General features: G+C 66.2%; 13 protein-coding genes. 5 read left to right on the forward strand and 8 right to left on the reverse strand.

Going from position 1 to position 16,162, the window contains the following annotated elements:
• Positions 1-3: 3 nt before the first annotated feature.
• The 8 genes from ACFYMM_RS14640 to ACFYMM_RS14675 form a co-directional block, all read right to left on the reverse strand.
• Positions 4-276, reverse strand: a complete 273-nt coding sequence (locus tag ACFYMM_RS14640; RefSeq protein ID WP_388386260.1) for a hypothetical protein — start codon at positions 274-276, stop codon at positions 4-6.
• 328 nt (positions 277-604) lie between these two features.
• Positions 605-1,210, reverse strand: coding sequence for a hypothetical protein (locus ACFYMM_RS14645; protein ID WP_388386261.1), 606 nt, complete (start codon positions 1,208-1,210; stop codon positions 605-607).
• Positions 1,203-3,023, reverse strand: a complete 1,821-nt coding sequence (locus tag ACFYMM_RS14650; RefSeq protein ID WP_388386262.1) for a type IV secretory system conjugative DNA transfer family protein — start codon at positions 3,021-3,023, stop codon at positions 1,203-1,205. Before ACFYMM_RS14650 ends, ACFYMM_RS14645 begins: the two co-directional genes overlap by 8 nt.
• Positions 3,020-4,033, reverse strand: a complete 1,014-nt coding sequence (locus ACFYMM_RS14655; RefSeq protein ID WP_388386263.1) for an ATP/GTP-binding protein — start codon at positions 4,031-4,033, stop codon at positions 3,020-3,022. The genes ACFYMM_RS14650 and ACFYMM_RS14655 overlap by 4 nt, the downstream gene beginning before the upstream one ends.
• 370 nt (positions 4,034-4,403) lie before the next feature.
• Positions 4,404-5,903 (reverse strand): SCO6880 family protein, encoded by a 1,500-nt coding sequence (locus tag ACFYMM_RS14660; RefSeq protein WP_319656211.1) that lies wholly within the window; start codon positions 5,901-5,903, stop codon positions 4,404-4,406.
• Positions 5,904-5,934: 31 nt separating this feature from the next.
• Positions 5,935-7,503, reverse strand: a complete 1,569-nt coding sequence (locus ACFYMM_RS14665) for a hypothetical protein (RefSeq protein WP_388386264.1) — start codon at positions 7,501-7,503, stop codon at positions 5,935-5,937.
• Positions 7,481-8,278 carry a hypothetical protein gene (locus ACFYMM_RS14670; protein WP_388386265.1) on the reverse strand — a complete coding sequence of 266 codons (798 nt, stop codon included), beginning with the start codon at positions 8,276-8,278 and terminating at the stop codon, positions 7,481-7,483. Before ACFYMM_RS14670 ends, ACFYMM_RS14665 begins: the two co-directional genes overlap by 23 nt.
• Complete coding sequence (locus ACFYMM_RS14675; protein ID WP_123981098.1) at positions 8,278-8,469, reverse strand: hypothetical protein; 192 nt, start codon at positions 8,467-8,469, stop codon at positions 8,278-8,280. Before ACFYMM_RS14675 ends, ACFYMM_RS14670 begins: the two co-directional genes overlap by 1 nt.
• 559 nt (positions 8,470-9,028) lie before the next feature.
• Here ACFYMM_RS14675 and ACFYMM_RS14680 point away from each other — a divergent pair.
• The 5 genes from ACFYMM_RS14680 (at position 9,029) to ACFYMM_RS14700 (ending at position 16,143) form a co-directional block, all read left to right on the forward strand.
• Complete coding sequence (locus ACFYMM_RS14680; RefSeq protein WP_388386266.1) at positions 9,029-10,222, forward strand: hypothetical protein; 1,194 nt, start codon at positions 9,029-9,031, stop codon at positions 10,220-10,222.
• Complete coding sequence (locus ACFYMM_RS14685) at positions 10,219-11,013, forward strand: hypothetical protein (RefSeq protein ID WP_388386267.1); 795 nt, start codon at positions 10,219-10,221, stop codon at positions 11,011-11,013. The genes ACFYMM_RS14680 and ACFYMM_RS14685 overlap by 4 nt, the downstream gene beginning before the upstream one ends.
• A 24-nt stretch (positions 11,014-11,037) precedes the next feature.
• Positions 11,038-11,226, forward strand: a complete 189-nt coding sequence (locus ACFYMM_RS14690) for a hypothetical protein (RefSeq protein WP_319647569.1) — start codon at positions 11,038-11,040, stop codon at positions 11,224-11,226.
• 92 nt (positions 11,227-11,318) lie between these two features.
• A complete protein-coding gene (locus tag ACFYMM_RS14695; RefSeq protein ID WP_334645900.1) occupies positions 11,319-11,903 on the forward strand; it encodes a hypothetical protein in 585 nt (194 codons plus the stop codon).
• A 178-nt stretch (positions 11,904-12,081) separates the two neighbouring features.
• On the forward strand, positions 12,082-16,143 hold the full coding sequence (locus tag ACFYMM_RS14700) for a hypothetical protein (RefSeq protein ID WP_388386268.1): 4,062 nt from the start codon (positions 12,082-12,084) through the stop codon (positions 16,141-16,143).
• The last annotated feature ends 19 nt before the right edge of the window (positions 16,144-16,162 follow it).

Genomic DNA, 16,162 nt, shown 5'->3' on the forward strand with positions numbered 1-16,162 from the left:
GTGCTACTCCTGGTCCGGTTCCACGTCCAGGAGCACCCTCTCCCGCAGCACTTCGCCCTCCGCTGTCGAACGGGAGGTGTTCAGCCGCTGCAGGCGCTGCAGGTATCCCTCCCCGTCCGGCTCCTGGCCCGCCAGCTCCCGGGCCCGGGTCTCGATCTCCGTCGAGACCTCCTCCCCGAGTTCCGTGAAGAACTCCTCCGGGCTCTCCAGCTCCCCGAACGCCTGAGGCTTGTGCTCCTTCCAGTGCGTCATCGCCTGGTCGCCGTACCGGTTCATCGTCGAACCCCCCTGCCTGCTCAGCACTGTTGGAACTGGTGGACGGAGCGGGGTGCCCCGTCTCATCCTCTCCCGCCGCCGTGCCGTCCGGGCGTGCCGCAGCACCTTCCCGCACCGGAGGGGCCTGGTCACCGAAGCCCAGGCCCGGCAGGAAGCCGCTGTCGTTGATCGAATTGTCGTCGGCGGGCTGCTGCGGTGTACTCAACGCCTGCTCCCAACGTCGAGGGCGGTTGTGTCCATCGGGGGGCCCAAAGGGCTGCTGGTGGGCTGGGTCAGATAGGGGACGGCGGCACGGGGAGATCTCGCACGGCGGCGGTGCCGTCCGGGGTCATCCGCTGCCGTCCTCGTCCGGATCGGGCTGGTCATCACCGCGCGGCTCTGATGCATCGCCGTCGGGGTCGGGGCCTTCGGCGGCCAGGAGCAGAGCGAGGTAGTCCGCGTCTCCATCCCAGGTGGCATCACGGTGGCGGGCCCGGTGCTGGCCGTTTCGGCACGCGCCGAGCCAGAACCGGCCCATCCGCTCCACGGCCCGGGCGAGGGCGTCTTGCCACAGGTACGGCGCCGACCCCCCGTCCTCCCCGCCGGCGTAGGCCGACTCGTGGGAGGTCCACAGCGCCGTGAGTTCCTCAACGACCGCGCCGTGCTTCCACCAGCACTGTCTGGGCAACTGGTCCGTGGTCATCTCGTACCGGTCGGCAACCCAGATCACCCAGCGAACGAACTGAGGCCAGAGCACGGCGCGTTCCTCTGGTTCGAGGTCGTTCCACCGCACCGGGGCACCGACCGGGCGCTCCTGCTCCCCGTCGGCATCCCCGCTGCCCGATCCACCGGCCTCCAGCTGCTCCTCCAGCAGCTTGACCCGCTCACTGAGAAGCACCTGCTCGGCGTTGATGTTGGTGAGCTCGGCGAAGATGTCATCGAAGCCGCTAGCCATGACCACCGCCGACCTTCTCCAGCCCCACGCGGTCGTCGACCATCTCGTGCGCCCTGCGAGTGGCCTCCTTGATCTCCGCCGCCCGCGGCCCCTCGTGGGCACGGATAAACGTGACGAGCGTGGCGGGGGTGCGACGGTGGAACACCATCCCGCCGCGCTCCGGGATCATCCGGATCGCGGCAGGCTCCACCACCGCACGACGGCGCACCGACGTGGACACCGAGACCCGGTCCCCGTCATCGGAGACGGTCTCCACGTCCTCGTCGAATTCACCCGCGAGAGAACTGTAGGACTTCAATTCTTCGGGATCGCTGATACCGCCCAGGAAGACCTTCACCGTGCCGGATGCGAACATTTTCCGTACGCCCAGGGCACCCCAGCGTTCCTCCGCTTGGGCATATCCCTGAAGAACCGCCATGATGAAAATGTTCTGCGATCCGCTGACACTCATCAGGTTCGGAATTTCCGGCAGAGGCGCTACGTTGGCCAGCTCGTCCATGAAGCAGCCGAGCGGAATCGGAAGGCGCCCGTTAGGGCTGCGGGCCGCGACCCGCTTGGCGGTGTCGAACATCGCTTTGGCGAAAGCGGCATTAAGCGGTGCCAGGGCAGAGCCTTCTTCGTCCTCGCCGATCAGGAACAGCGTTCCGGACTGCCGGAGGTACGTTTCGATGTCGAAGACCTCCACGTCCCCCTGGGGGGCGAAGATCTCGGCGACCTTCTCGTCGTAGAGCGCGATGAATGACTGCTCTGCGGTCCTCCAGGTAGCGGATCGCTCCTCCTCCGCCGCGGCGTGCTGGCCGGCGAGCGCTGCGGCGAGCAGATGCTTGCCCTTCGCTGCCAGAAGGTCGACGGCCTCGCGGTTGTCGGGGTCCGTCGCCCAGGCCAGCACGTCGAGGACGGGCCGGTTATGGAGGGCTGCGGCATGCAGCCAGCAGGTAATAAGGGTTTTCGCGTTGAGCGCGAAATAACCGCCATTCTTTGTCCCTTCTTCGCTTTTCGTGGTCGCCGCAAGGGTCTCGGCGCGCTTGCGCGCTACCTGGTATTCCTCGCAGCCAGCGGTCAGCGGCCAGCGCAGCTGATTCGGCCAGCCGGACAGTCCCGTCGGGTCCAAAACCCAGACAGGTCCGTGTTCCTGCCGCAGAAGCGCGGTGTTGTAGAGGACGTCTGTCTTGCTGCTGGTGGCGAGGACCGTTCCACGGAATTCGAGGATCTCGGGAAGGATGATCTGGGAGGTCTTTCCCTCGCGCGGCGGGGCGACCAGGATCATCGATTCCTCGATCGTGATCCAGAGATGGATTTCCGAAGGATCTGCGCTGCCGATATAGACGGCGACGTCGCGGATGGTGATGGCCTTGGCGTTCTGCTCGGCAAGCGTGGGACGCAGCGATCCGGCACGGGACAGGGCCTGTTGCTCGCCCATGGCCTTCTCCAGCTGGGCGCGGGTCGCCATCCCGTCGGCGCCGTCAACGCCCCGGTGCTTCCACCACCAGTACGTCTTCCACATCCCCCAGGTCGCTGCGGCGAGCAGGAGGAAGAAGGTGGGCCAGAACAGGAACGGGCCGGCTACGCCCGCGCTCGGCGGCCAGGCGGCTGCGGGGTCGCCGGGGTGGCGGAAGACGGCGACGACCGCGTGGCCCGCGGAGTCCCAGCTGATCGCCGCCGGCCGCCCGTGTGCAAGAACCCCAGACACAAGCGCGGTCGACCACAGCAGTGCGGTGAGCACGAACGCCGCGATCAGCGGGAGGATCCACACGGCATCGCGACCGAGGCGCAGGCGGGCCGCGGTCTTGGGGGTAGCGGCTTTCGGCATCATGCCGCCGCCCCCTTGCGGAGGCGTATCATCGGAGCCGACACCTGTGCACCCTGATGGTCCGCAGGCTCCCGATGCCCCTCCGACATCCGGCGGTTGGTGTCCGTGAGCCGGATCTCCAGCGGGGTCCGGATATGTTCCACCAGGTTGATCCGCGAACCCACCTGCCAGATGGCCCGCCCTGGTGCGCACACGTTGGAACCATCGGCCAGCGCCTTGCGCGCCCAGTCGGGAAGTCCCAGGTAGTTGGCGGTGGTCTCGGCCTCGTCCCGGTCCATGTGATAGAGGACCCTGGTCGCCGTCAATTTCAGGATGGCCGCCGCCTCCGGGGCCTGCTCCAGCAGCAGATCCCCGAGGTGATGCAGGACCGCCCAGAAGGACAACCCCAGGCGCCTGCCGTACCTGACCAGCTCCTCGAACAGGCGCGCTACGGGGCGGTGGGAGAGGATGTGCCAGGCTTCCTCGACGATCAAGGTCCGTTTGATCCGGTCATTCGGCTTGATCCATCCGAACCTCAGCCAGGGCCCGATGACCGCCATGAGCAGCGGCATGGCCTCGCCCTCGCGCGGGAGCTTCGTCAGATCGAAGATGATCAACCTGGCGTCGAGGTCGATCCCTTCGGTTGTCGGGCCGTCGAACATGCCGGCCAGGTCGCGGCTGGGGTTGCACAGTGAGTCCAGGGCCAGCGCGGCTGGCTGGCCCCACTCCACCAACTCCTGTGGAGTGACCGGCTGTTGTCCGAGAAGGGTCGGCTGCGGGGCGGTCAGCGCGTCCAGGACGTCGGAGAGGATCGCCACGCGCTGCTGCTCGCGGGCGGCGGCGGTGGCCGACTTGTGGGCCTCGGCCAGGGCGAACTTGGTCTGCGAGGTGAGGGTGCCGGTGAGGATCTCCATCATGGACACGAGCACCTTGAACTGGTGCTCGGCAGGGATCCGGTCGTCGAGCGGGTTGATCCGCACCCCTTCGCCGCCGTCGCCCGCGCCATAGACGAGGCGGATCGGCGTGATGCCCAACTGCCGGGCGATGCCGTCCCATTCACCGGCGCGCCGTCCTCGCCCTGCGCGTCCAGAATGGCGAAGCTCCGGTCGCGGAAGCGCAGTTGTCGCAGGACGTAGGTCTTCTCCAGTGCGGACTTGCCGTAGCCGGACTTCCCCAGGATCAGAGCGTGGCCGCTGGCGAGCCGGATGCGCGCCTGCGGGTTGTACAGGATGAAGGGGTCGTAGATGTAGGCCTTGCCGCTGTAGGCCTCTCGCCCGATGATCACGCCACGGGGGTCCATGCTGGCCGCGCCGACCGCCGGGTAGAGGCCGCAGGCGTGGCTGGTGGTCGAGCGGACGGCCCGCCGCCGGGTCTGTGTCTGGCGCCGCAGCATCTCCAGCATCGCTACCGCCCTTCCTTCAGCAGTCCGGCGGCGAAGGGCAGCGTGTTGGCGAAGGCCCGGTGATGCTCGGTGTCGCACCACTCCAGTCGCAGGCCCGCGCGGGTGGCGCCGGCGCGGACCGTGTCAGCGTCCCGGCGCAGGGCGTCGAGGGTGGGCGAGGTGACGGTGATCCAGGCAGCGAGCCGCGTGCCCGCCGCACCGTCGGCGATGTCCCGCATCGTGCGGATCGAGGCGCTCTGGGCTTTCTGCTCCCGCGGGTCCTCGATCCGTCCGGCCTTCTTGTCCGCCTGGCCCAGCTCGTTCGTGGCGTCCGCCATGGCTTCGGTGATCGCCTGGTCCGTGCTGACGAGGTCCATGACCACGGACACCGACAGGATGATGTCCTGGAGGTAGAGCAGGATCGGCGCGAGGAAGTTGATGCCGACCGGGAGGACAGGCAGCTCCTTCACCCAGGCGGTCATCGAGTACCAGTCGTCCTCAGTGGCCTCCCAGCTGCGCGAGGACATGTACTTCTTGTTGCGGGCGTCCAGGACGGCGGGCCAGCAGGTGATCCGGTCCATGCCGGCGGTGTCGTCGATCCAATGGCCGGGGTCGTAGGCGTGGTGCAGATAGGAGGCCAGCCCGGCTTCGTCGAGATTGCGGACGTGGCGCAGTTGTCCGCGTCCCAGCGTCCGGATGAAGCTCTCGATCTCCTGCCCGAGCGTGATCGCGTAGCCCTCGTGGAGGGTGTTGTAGCGGCGGGCCTCGGCGACCAGGTCAGCGGTGTAGGGGATGCCCACCACAAGCAGCAGTCGGCGGTCCTCTGCGGTGACCGCAACGCGCCGGATCAGGTCGTCGTACGACTGCTGCAGCCACGTCGGGCTGTTGGTGTCACGCCGTTCGGCGGCGTCCCGGGCGTGGGCGTTGGGGTCGGTGGGGATGACCCGGCTGATCCACTGGAGGCGGCGGATCCGACCGCCGCTGTCGGCTGTGGTCTTCAGCAGGTGCTCGTAGGCGCGGATCAGGGCCTCCTTGTCCGCGGTGTCGAGGCTGCCGAAGTCGCGCTGGCCTTCCACCTCGACCACGGCGGTGAACATCAGCTCGTCCGGCTGCAGCACGATCGCGATCTCGCCGAAGGAGGTACGGGCCGAGATCCACTGCATGTTTCGCGGGACGCCGACGGGGACGTCGACGGGGACACGGCGGCCGTCGGCGTACCGGCCTGCGTACGGTGCCCTGGACCTGTAAAGCAGCGAGCCGTCCCGCAGCAGCTTCTTGTAGGTCCGGTTGATCTCGAACCACCGGACGTAGGTGCGCCCTTTGTGCGGTGCCAGCGTGGCCCAGGAGCATGCGCCCGCGATCAGCACGAAGCCGATGACCTTCAGCAGGATGCTGCCGAGGATCCAGGCCGCGATGAGTCCGCCGACGAATCCGCATCCCAACACGAGTTGCTCATCGGCTTCGAGCTTGCGGCCGAGCAGGCCGCGCGGCCTCGGCCGCGGGTAGGTGAAGGTGCGAGCCACAGCTACTCCTGGACGTACGTCGGGACGGGCATCAGCGCATCTCCTCGTCCGGCGGGGGCGGTTCCGGCTCGTCCGGGGGTTCGGGCGGCGGCCAGGACTGCGTGCCTGCGGGATCCACTGGCTCCCCGCCCGCCGACGCACTGTCCGGGACGGACGAGTCAGGAGCGCTTCCGGCAGACGGTGCGTCCCCGCTGGGGGCGTGACCACCGCCGCCATCGGCACCGCCGCCATCGGCACCGCCGCCCGCCGACGAGGCAGCGGATGAACCGCCGGAGTCGAGACCGCCGGTTGCCCCGTCGACTCCGCGGTCGACGGCGGCTTCGGCCTCGTCCTTGGTCTTGTCGACGCCCTTCTTCGCGGCCACGGCCGCCGCTCCGACACCGGTTGCGGCAGCTGCTCCTTCGGCCGCTCCGGCCTCGGTCGCACCGTCCCCGCTCAGGGCCTCGCCGTCTGCAGCGTCGTCTTCCCCTTCATCGCTGTCGTCACTGGATCCGCCGTCGCCGCCGCCCATACGCGATTTGAGTTCTCCGTAGGAGTCGCCCACCTGGTTGCCGACGTTCTTCGCCCGGCCCTTGAGGTCGTCGCGGGCGGCGTACATGTCGCGCACCTCGTCGCCGAACGCCGGAAGGAACTTCGAGAGCTGGAAGGGCATGTAGAAGGCGAGGAACAGCAGCGCCAGCGCGGTGAAGACGGTCGCGAAGGACTGGGCCAGGCTCTTGTTGGGGCTGTCGGATGCCAGCGTTCCGGTGGCGAGTGCGATGACCGTGAACGTCACGTACTTCGAGGCGATGATCGCGGCCATGACGCCGCACCAGCGCTTGGTGTGTCCCCACAGATCGCGGTCCACCAGGCCGCTGAACACCGTCGGTCCGAAGACGAGTCCTGAGAGGATCAAGGCGTTGCGGACGATGAGCTCCAGCCAGACGCCGGCCACCGCCGCCAGCAGTGCCAGGCTGAAGAAGATCACGATGATGGCGCCGCCGGGGATCTGCATCAGCGCGAGCATCGCTGTCGTGACGGTGAGCACCATGTCGGCGGCGTCTCCGGCCACGGGCTTGAACATGGCCTCCGCGGCCTCGTCGAAGAGCCGCACGGTGTAGGCGACCGCCAGCGGTGCGAAGGCGGAGACCAGGACAGACATCAGCAGAAAGCCGATGGACTCCCCCAGCGCCTGGAGTGGCTGAACCCCTTGAATCGCCCGTTTGGCCACGGCGATCAGCCACAGGATGACCGTCAGCACCGTGGAGGCGGCAAAGGCCATGGTGTAGGTCCGAAGGAACCCCGGGTCTTGCCAGTCGATGCGCGTGGTCGATCCGAGTGCCTTCATCATCTGGGTGAAGATGCTGGTCACAGCGTTGTTGAAGAACTGGGCGATGTACCCCAGGGGATCCGACGCGAAGTCGATAGCCTCGTTCGTCTTCTCGACGACATTGCAGACCTTGTCGGCAAACGGAATGTTCTTGCAGGACCAGTCGGAGAAGTCGTTCGCCTGGGCCTGACCCGGGGCGAGCATGATGCTGAGCGTGGCGGTCAGGCCGGTAATCCAGACGAGACGGGTCCGTACCCGATACTGAGTTTCAGCCGACATACGGGGGCGCATTGAACTCCCGATCTGCCGTGCGGAACTCATCCACGCTGGTGGGGCTGTCGCTGCCTGTATCCAGGGGGGTCGGGCCGTTGACGGAAGTGATCGCGTTCAGCTTCCAGTCGTTGGACTGCCACTGCAGGGTCAGCGTGTACGTGGTCCACGACGCGGATACCGGCATCGGGGCGTTCTTGTCAGTGACGCCGACGAGTCCGGCCATCCACACGTCGACGGTGGCCACCTGATCGGTGTACGTAGTAACCCTGGTGCCCATCGCCGCACCACGTGCGACCAGCTCGTCAGCGCTCCCGGCGGTGATGCCCAGCGACGTGAGGACCTGCTGCATGCCGGTGTCGTCGTTGCGGATCTGCCGCTCCAGCGCCTGCCTGGTCATCATCGCGGTGAGCGTCGCGTGCCGGGCCTTCTCGTCGGTGAAGTAGGCGGCTGATGAACGCGCCACCTGGTAGTTCACTGCGGCCTGAACCGCGCCGGCCTGGTTGTGGGTGTAGCCGACCGGGACACCGTTGACCAGCTTCTTCGCGGTGCTCTTGGTGTCCCCTCCCGTGGTGTTCTTCTCCGCCGGCGACTTCTGGCTCTGACCGTCGGACGAGCCGTCGGATCCGCCACCACCTCCGGAAAGGCTCATGAACACCGCGAGGATGACCAGCGCGAGGAACACCGCTCCGGTGATGGCCATTCCCCGCCACCAGGGCTTGCCGCCCTGCACTTCGGTCGATGTCTCGTCGATCAGGACTCGGGTACCCCTGCTACGGGTGTTCTGGCGGGCCATCAGATACCCATCCCGTACACGATCGTGAAGATCGTTCCTATCGAGGCGACGACGAAGGCCCCGACGAGGCTGCCTGCGATCTCCTTCTTGCCCTTGCTGACCTGGGCGACATCGTGCTGCCCCTCGCCGACCTTGAGATGTACGGCGCCGAGAATCGCGCGTCCTACCAGGACGAGAACGACTCCGGCCATGAGGGCCTGGATCACTGTTCGCCCTGTTGTGCCCAGCTTCCCGAACGGGCCCCAGTCCGGAGACAACCCATTCACGAGGGTGCCGATGTCACCACTCGCCGCAAGAACCACTAGGTGCTGTGAAACGGGCATCCCCCGACTCCCTTCCACCCTCGTCATGGAGGTCGACCCGAAACCGGGCCGTGAGGCTGAAAGGTACATACACGCAAACTTGACAACAAGTGTTTATGACTTGACAGACAAGGTTGCGCCACCCTTCAGGCGAGCGCTGCGAGCACGGCCATCCTGGGCGACCAGCCAGGGATGTGCAGCTCACCAGAAGGCTCACCAAACTCGCGACGAATCACGTATGTGCAGTTCAGATGGCATCTTGTTCTATGCGTGCGACCCCCGTTGAGTGGCTGGACGGCACGTCACTCCTCCATGTCGCCGCACGTCCAGCGGCGATTCAGGGACACGATTCCCCCGATGCCGACGCAGTCGCACGACAGACTGAGGTCGTCGAAGCGGGTGGCAGTTCCGCGGTGACTGAGGTTCACTGACCTTCTTCCATCTACACATGTTTATGGTTGAGGTTGGTATGAACGGGCTCGGCAAGGCCGCCATAGGCGTCACCGCGGCAGGCGTCTCGATGCTCTCGCTCTGCGTCCTTGCGGTCAGCGGTGCCACGACCCAGGCCAACGCCAACACCTGCCAGAACGGTCTTCAGTCGATCGGAGACGGGGAAAGCGGTGCCGGTACGGGGGGTGAGAAACCGAAGTTCGACGGCGGGCAGGAAGCGGGCAGTACCCAGGTGACTGTTCCCCTGCATCCGGAAGGTGCACAGAACAGCGCCAAGTGGACCGATCGACAGGTACGCAACGCGGCCACCATCACCAACGTCGCCCGGACTAGGAACCTTTCACCTCGCGCCGCGGTCATCGCCGTGGCGGTCGCCATACAGGAGAGCACCCTCAACAACCTGCGCCACGGTCACGCGGACAGTGTGGGGCTGTTCCAGCAGAGGCCCTCACAGGGCTGGGGCACGGTCAGCGAGCTCACCGACCCGGTTTATGCATCCGGGAAGTTCTACGACCAGCTTGTCAAGGTCAACGACTGGCAGCAGAAGGCCCTCACCAAGGTCGCCGCCACGATCCAGCGCCCCGCCGAGAAATACCGCAACGAGTACGCCAAGTGGGAGTCCGCAGCCGGCTCGCTCGTCGCCAAGACCTGGGGAACCCACGCCGTAACCTCGATCAGTACGGGCTGCAACGACCCGGCCGCCTCCGGCGGCAAGGACCCCAAGGCAACGTTCAGGGTCAAGAATCCGCGCACTGCCCCCCAGGCCATCGCGAGCGCCCGGAATGAAGCGGGCAAAACGGGTTGGTACCGGATGTGCGACAACTTCGTTGCTCAGGCCTACGGTTGGGGCTCATCCGGATCGGCAACGGCCAACGCTCACTGGAACCGCCTCGTTGACGCCGGACTCGCGCACCCGGGCGACGTGTCACCGCCCGCGGGGGCACTGCTGTTCTATGACACAGGCAGCTCGGCCGGACACGTCGCCCTCTACCTGGGCAGCGATCAGGTGGCCAGCAACGACGTAGGTGACGACTATCCGCGCCAAGGCAAGATCGCCATTGTCTCGCGGAAAGAGCTCACGGACGGCACCTGGCGCCTGCGGTATCGCGGATGGGCCGAGCCGGGCTTCCCGAGCGCCGGCGGCATCAGCACCATCCCTCTCCTCCCGGACAAGCAGGTGGACCAACAGTGAGCGACATATCTCCAGAGACGGTGCAGATTCGGATCACACCCGACGGGACCTGTTTCGTTGACGAGGAATTTTTCACGCCGCCGCCAGGCGTCACGCTCAATGAAGCGGTCCTTGCGCACCTCCAACTAGAGGCTGCCGCGCTGGAGATGCCGATCCGCGCTGTGATCCAGGACGAGCAAGCTCAATACACGACCACAATCCAGGTCAACACCGACGGCACCAGCAACCCCTTGGACGGCGAGGCTCAGGTCCCTGCCGCACCACCCGTGTCTCAGGCAGCCGCCTCGCCGACACGTCTGCCGATGCCGCAGGCACAGACCCTGGACCCTGTGCCGCCCGACCGGCCATACGAGCCGCTCCCCGAGCCCTACCGCGGACGGCTCGCTGCCGTCTGCGCTACCGCCAACCAGAACCTTTTCACCGAAGCGGCCCGCGCCGCCGACCAACTGCTCGCCGAGCTGTCGGCCCAGTTCGGACCGAGCCACCTCTACACCCTGGCGGCCGGCCTCGTACGCGGTGACATCGCCTGGCTCGCCCAGGACTTCCGATACGGCCTGCAGATTTGGATCTTCATGGCACGCTCGTGGCACCTCCACGTCGGGCCACAGCACGGCTCCACCGTCCGCGCCGTCGGCAACGCTCTGAGCTGTTGGTGTCTACTTCAGCCCGAGGACGCGAAGGCCTCCGTCCCGCATGTCGTCAAGCTCCTTCAGGACATCGCCATCCCGAACGGCGACTCGGCTGTTCAGACCATCAACCAGCGGGCGCAGAGGATCGTCCTGGCCAACTAGCGGACAAATGAGCATACTTGACGCATGAATCCCATACGCAACGGCCGTCTCATCATCTTCCTTCTGCCGTACACCCTCATAGTCACCGGAATCCTCGCCGCGTCGAAGGTCGCTGGTGCCCCCGGCGGCGTCGGCACTGCGTTCCAGGCCCTTGGCATAGGGGCCGTTGGCGGATTCTGGGCCTGGCGACGCGGTCGGCGCAGCAGCTACTGATCTGCACCAGAGTCAGATACCAGTTCCACCGAGCCTGCCGACTGCCGAAGTGGCCATCTACCAGTAGACCTTGCTGGCCGATGGTGGTGTCAGTGGCTTCTGCTATCTCCTCTGCCATGGGACTATCACCGGAATTGCCCGCTGCCGTCTATGCCGTGCACCATCCAGACTTCGGGGCCGTCAAGACGGGCATCTGCCTGGAGCCCAGGCAACGAAGGATCAGTGTTCATCAGCGCCGCGGCTGGGTGCTGCTCGCTGACTTCGGCACACCCACCGCTTTGGACGCCTCCGCCATCGAACGACGCGTTCTCGACGGACTTGCCACGCCGGTGTGGGAGGCGACCGGGTTCGGTGCTCGCAAGATCGACGGATTACCTGGACACGGCCGCATCGCAGAATGCCGCCACTGCGGCACACCCCGCGCCACGCCCTCCCTCCGTTTCCGGAGGGAGAGCTTCCTCACCCGGGAGCAAATGCCGCAGGGCGGCAGCTCGGAAACCTTCGACGCCCGGCTGGTCAGCCCAGGGCGCATGCAGCTGGCCCTGTACTTCGCCGAAGCCGAGCAGCGGGCCCGGCATTACCCCGACCGGGAGGACGACAAAGGTGCCTTCGAGGCCCGCCGGCTCCGGGTGGTCCGCCAGGTGGAGGTGGAACGCCTTCGCCGTCGCGTCTACTGAGCGCCCCGATCAAAATCAGAGGTGCAAGGACGCGGTCATCGTGTGGACAAGCGTCGACCGTGGCTCCTCCGGAGAGGGGCCCGACTCGTGGTCTACGCTCGATCGTCAAACCGGACGTTCACCTAAGGGCTTGCACTTCCCGCCCCGCCGCGGGCGGATTGATGGTCGCGCTCATGACATGATCCGTCTGCCGCTCACCGACCGCGCTGGCGCCGACAGCCCCTTCACCGCCGCCGAGGCCGCCATCCAGGGCGCCCTGCGGCTGATCCGGCTCCTTTACTCAGTCGCATTCTCAGGATGCCCGGTGGGCCGAGTAGTAGTCACGGCGTGGTTACTGCGACCGATGCCTGTGATGTTGGAGGATCGACGAATATCGCATAGCGGACGATGGCGCAGCAGCTATGCAGCTGACTTGGAGTCGGTTGAGAAACGGCAGGTGAGGGCTGTGGTAGACCAGGCACACGGCAATCAAGCACAGCAGAACCCTCCGCTGGTGTTCATCTCCTACGCACATGAACCTGATGGTGGACACCATGCTGAGCAGGTGCGCATGACGTGGGACCTGCTGCGAGAGGAGGGGATCGACGCCAAACTTGATCGACCGGTGTCCGAGAGTCCACAACAGTGGGCGGCATGGATGAGCCAGAACTTGGAGGAGGCGGCCTTCATTCTCGTTTTCGCTTCCCCCGCCTACAAAAGACGTGCAGAAGGTACCGAAGACCCAGGGGTGGGAGAGGGTGTGGCTTGGGAAGCTGCTCTGATCCGCGACTATGTATACCGTCACCCCACGACTTGGCACAGGCGAATCCTGCGCATCGTGCTACCTGGCCGTTCCCGCGAAGAGCTGCCAGGTTGGCTCGGAGGCCACACCGTCACCCACTATGACGTTGATCCAACCACTGGCATGGGCATGGAAGCCCTGGCTCGCTACTTCTTCAACCGGCCGTATTGGACCGAACGTGATCTCGGCACGCCCAAGCCGTATCCCTCACGCGACACCTCACTCCCCGCCTCCGATAAAGACCCACCAGGCGCAGTGCCCAGCTGTTACCGGGAGCAGGTACGCCGCATCGCTGCCCCTGACCTGGTCGGGCGAGAGGAGGATATGGCGGACCTAGCGATGTTCTGTACCGCACCGAATGCCGGTCCATATGGATGGTGGCGCGCCCCCGCCTGGTCTGGCAAGACTGCCCTAATGGCAGCCTTCGCTCTCCGTCCGTTAGCCGACGTGCAATTCCTGGCTTTCTTCATCACCTCCCGATACGCCGGCCAGAACGATCGCACCGCCTTCACAAACGCTCTCCTCGCTCAGCTGTGCGAGCTCCTCAAGTGGGACGTCCCCACGTTCCTCACCGACACAACGCGTGAGCCGTACCTCCTCGCGCTCCTGGACAGCGCCGCCAGTGCCTGTCGAGCGAGGGGCCAAGAGCTGGTGCTGCTCGTTGATGGACTGGACGAGGACCAAAGCGTGTTCGTGGGCCCCGACACCCATAGCATCGCCGCCCTTCTCCCTCACCCCGTACCTGGCGGCCTGCGCGTTTTGGTCACTGGCCGCCTCAACCCGCCCATCCCCACAGACGTACCTGACCATCACCCCCTGCGAGACCCAACAATCGTCCGCCAGCTGACTGTCTCACCAGCGGCGCACGCGGTACGTGGGGACATGGAACGCGAACTCATGCGCTTCCTCCGCGGCAGCCCTCTCGAACAAGACCTCCTCGGCCTCGTCACCGCAGCTGGAGGAGGACTCAGCGCCGATGACCTTGCCCACCTTGCCAGGTCCACGGCATGGGAAGTCGCACACCACCTCCGCGCCGCGTCAGGCCGCAGCTTCCAGTCGCAGGTCAGCCAGTGGAGGCCCGGGACGAGCCCCGACGTCTACATCCTGGGCCATGAAGAACTTCAGGCCACCGCCATGCAAGCTCTCGGCGATCAGCGCCTAGCTGCGTACCGCGATCGACTACACGCCTGGGCGGATGAGTATCAATCCGCCCAGTGGCCGCCCGGAACCCCCGAGTATTTGCTGCGCGGCTACTTCCGTATGCTCGCCACCACCGGCGGCCATCAGCGCATGGTTCAGATGGCCCTCGACGCCGCGCGCCATGAGCGCATGCTTCACCTGTCCGGTGGCGACAGCGACGCCCTCGCCGAAATTGTCACCGCCCAAGAAGTCCTGTCCACAAACCCCGAACCCGACCTTTTGAGCCTCGGCCGTCTGGCCCGCCACCGTGACCGCCTACACCAGCGCAACAGCAGTGTCCCTGGGGGGCTCGCCTATGTCTGGGCTTCCCTGGGCGATGTCCCACGCGGCGAACACCTGGCCCGCACAGTTACTTACCCGGCCGAACAGGCGGCTTCGCTGGCTGAGGTCTCATCGGTGGTGGCTGCAACAGACCCTGCGCGGGCGGAACGGCTGGCCCTCGATGCCGAACGTATCGCCCGCACCATCGCTCCCCCCAACCAGGAGTGGGGACTGCTCCTTACCGCCCGGGCGATGGCCCCCAGTAACCCTGAGCGTGCCGAACGGATGGCCTTCGAGATCAACGAATCCCTCAAGCGCGACTTCACCAACCCCAGGGAAGAGGTCCCAGCGCTGGTTTCGCTAGTCGCGGCAGTCCTCGCAGTGACGGTCAGGGATCCCCGTCGCCGCGAACGGCTAGCCCACACTGCCGAGCGCATCGCCCGCACTCTTGACGCTTACTACGACTACGAGCCACACGAGAAGGCGAGGGTAATGCTTCTGGTGGCTCGGACCCTAGTGGTCACAGACCCGGAACGTGCCGAGCAGTTGGCCCTCGATGCTGAACGCCTCGCCGGCACCATTACCAACCCCAGCCGAAAGGCAAAGGTAATGGCACGGGTGGCTCGGACCCTAGTGGTCACGGATCCGGAGCGTGCCGAGCAGTTGGCCCTCGAATCCGAACGCCTCGCCGGCACCATTACCAACCCCAGCCAAAAGACAAAGGTAATAGCGCTGGTGGCTCGGACCCTAGTCGTCACGGATCCGGAGCGTGCCGAACAGTTGGCCCTCGAATCCGAACGCCTCGCCCGCAAAATTACGCACCCCTACACGCAGGGAGAAGCGCTCGCAGCAGTCGCTCAGGCAGTGGCAGCCACCGACCCCGACCGTGCCGAGCGCCTCGCCCGCAAAATTACGCACCCCTACACGCAGGGAGAAGCGCTCGCTGCAGTCGCTCAGGCAGTGGCAGCCACCGACCCCGACCACGCTAACCATCTCATTCGCACCATCGCCGACCCCTCACGTCAAGCACACGCGCGCGCGGCGGTTGCCCGGACGGTGGCAGCCACCGATCCCGACCGCGCCGAACACCTCGCCCGCACCATCACCGGCGACATCGGCCATCAAGCACGGACCCTCGCCGAGGTGGCAGGAGAGATGGCCGCCACTAGGCCGGAGCGCGCCAAGAGCCTTGCTGCTGAAGCGGAGCAACTGGCCCACGCCGCTGGTGGATCTCAGAATCAACCCCTCGACCCCCTCAAGACCCATCGCACAGACCCGCTGAGAACGGAGGCCCGAGCGCTTGCAGAGGTGGCCCGGGCGCTGGCAAACAGCGACCCAGAACGCACAGAGCAGCTAGCCCTCGAAGCCGAACGCCTCGCCCGGACTATGGCCGACCGTGATTGGCAGGCGCAGACGCTAGCGGACGTCGCTCTGGCAATGGCAGACACGGACCCTGAGCGGGCGGAACGGCTGGCCCTCGACGCCTATCGCCTCACTGAGTACGTCATTGACGATCGCGGCCGGCGGGCTCCGGCGACAATCGGCGTCGCAAGGGCCATGGCATCCAGTGACCCGGAGCGCGCCGAACGCCTCGCCCGCGAACCGACCGACCCATACCTTCTCGCGGTGGTTACAGCGGACGTCGCTGAGGCGCTTGCATCCAGTGACCCCGAGCGCGCCGAACGCCTCGCCCAAACCATCACCAACCCGATATGGCATGCGCAGGCGCAGGAAGCACTGAAAAACGTCGTTCGAGCAATGGCGCGGAGTGACCCCGAGCGCGCCGAACGCCTCGCCCAAACCATTACCGACCCAAACTGGCGGGCGCAGGCACTGGCGGACGTCGCTCAGGCATGGGGCGGGACTCGTGGGTGTGCTCCACTGGCGAGGGCCTTTCGGGATGGCTCCTGGACCACGCCCCTCCAGGCGCTCGCCGGCGTCGATCAAGCTGCACTACTAACCCTTGCAGATGATCTACTTCGCACCGTCCCGTCCTGACAACCACGGTGTGTGGCTA

Origin of the sequence: Streptomyces sp. NPDC006739, assembly GCF_042869815.1 — a bacterium.
Lineage (GTDB): Bacteria > Actinomycetota > Actinomycetes > Streptomycetales > Streptomycetaceae > Streptomyces.

Excerpts from the sequence above, each read along its gene's own strand:
- ACFYMM_RS14675 (WP_123981098.1), bottom strand. The coding sequence starts at position 8,469 with ATGGCCGGAGTCGTTCTCGTCCTGGTAGGACGCGCGATTCTCGGCGCC.
- ACFYMM_RS14690 (WP_319647569.1), top strand. The coding sequence starts at position 11,038 with ATGAATCCCATACGCAACGGCCGTCTCATCATCTTCCTTCTGCCGTAC.
- ACFYMM_RS14650 (WP_388386262.1), bottom strand. The coding sequence starts at position 3,023 with ATGATGCCGAAAGCCGCTACCCCCAAGACCGCGGCCCGCCTGCGCCTC.
- ACFYMM_RS14670 (WP_388386265.1), bottom strand. The coding sequence starts at position 8,278 with ATGGCCCGCCAGAACACCCGTAGCAGGGGTACCCGAGTCCTGATCGAC.
- ACFYMM_RS14680 (WP_388386266.1), top strand. The coding sequence starts at position 9,029 with ATGTTTATGGTTGAGGTTGGTATGAACGGGCTCGGCAAGGCCGCCATA.
- ACFYMM_RS14640 (WP_388386260.1), bottom strand. The coding sequence starts at position 276 with ATGAACCGGTACGGCGACCAGGCGATGACGCACTGGAAGGAGCACAAG.
- ACFYMM_RS14700 (WP_388386268.1), top strand. The coding sequence starts at position 12,082 with ATGATCCGTCTGCCGCTCACCGACCGCGCTGGCGCCGACAGCCCCTTC.
- ACFYMM_RS14665 (WP_388386264.1), bottom strand. The coding sequence starts at position 7,503 with ATGCGCCCCCGTATGTCGGCTGAAACTCAGTATCGGGTACGGACCCGT.
- ACFYMM_RS14645 (WP_388386261.1), bottom strand. The coding sequence starts at position 1,210 with ATGGCTAGCGGCTTCGATGACATCTTCGCCGAGCTCACCAACATCAAC.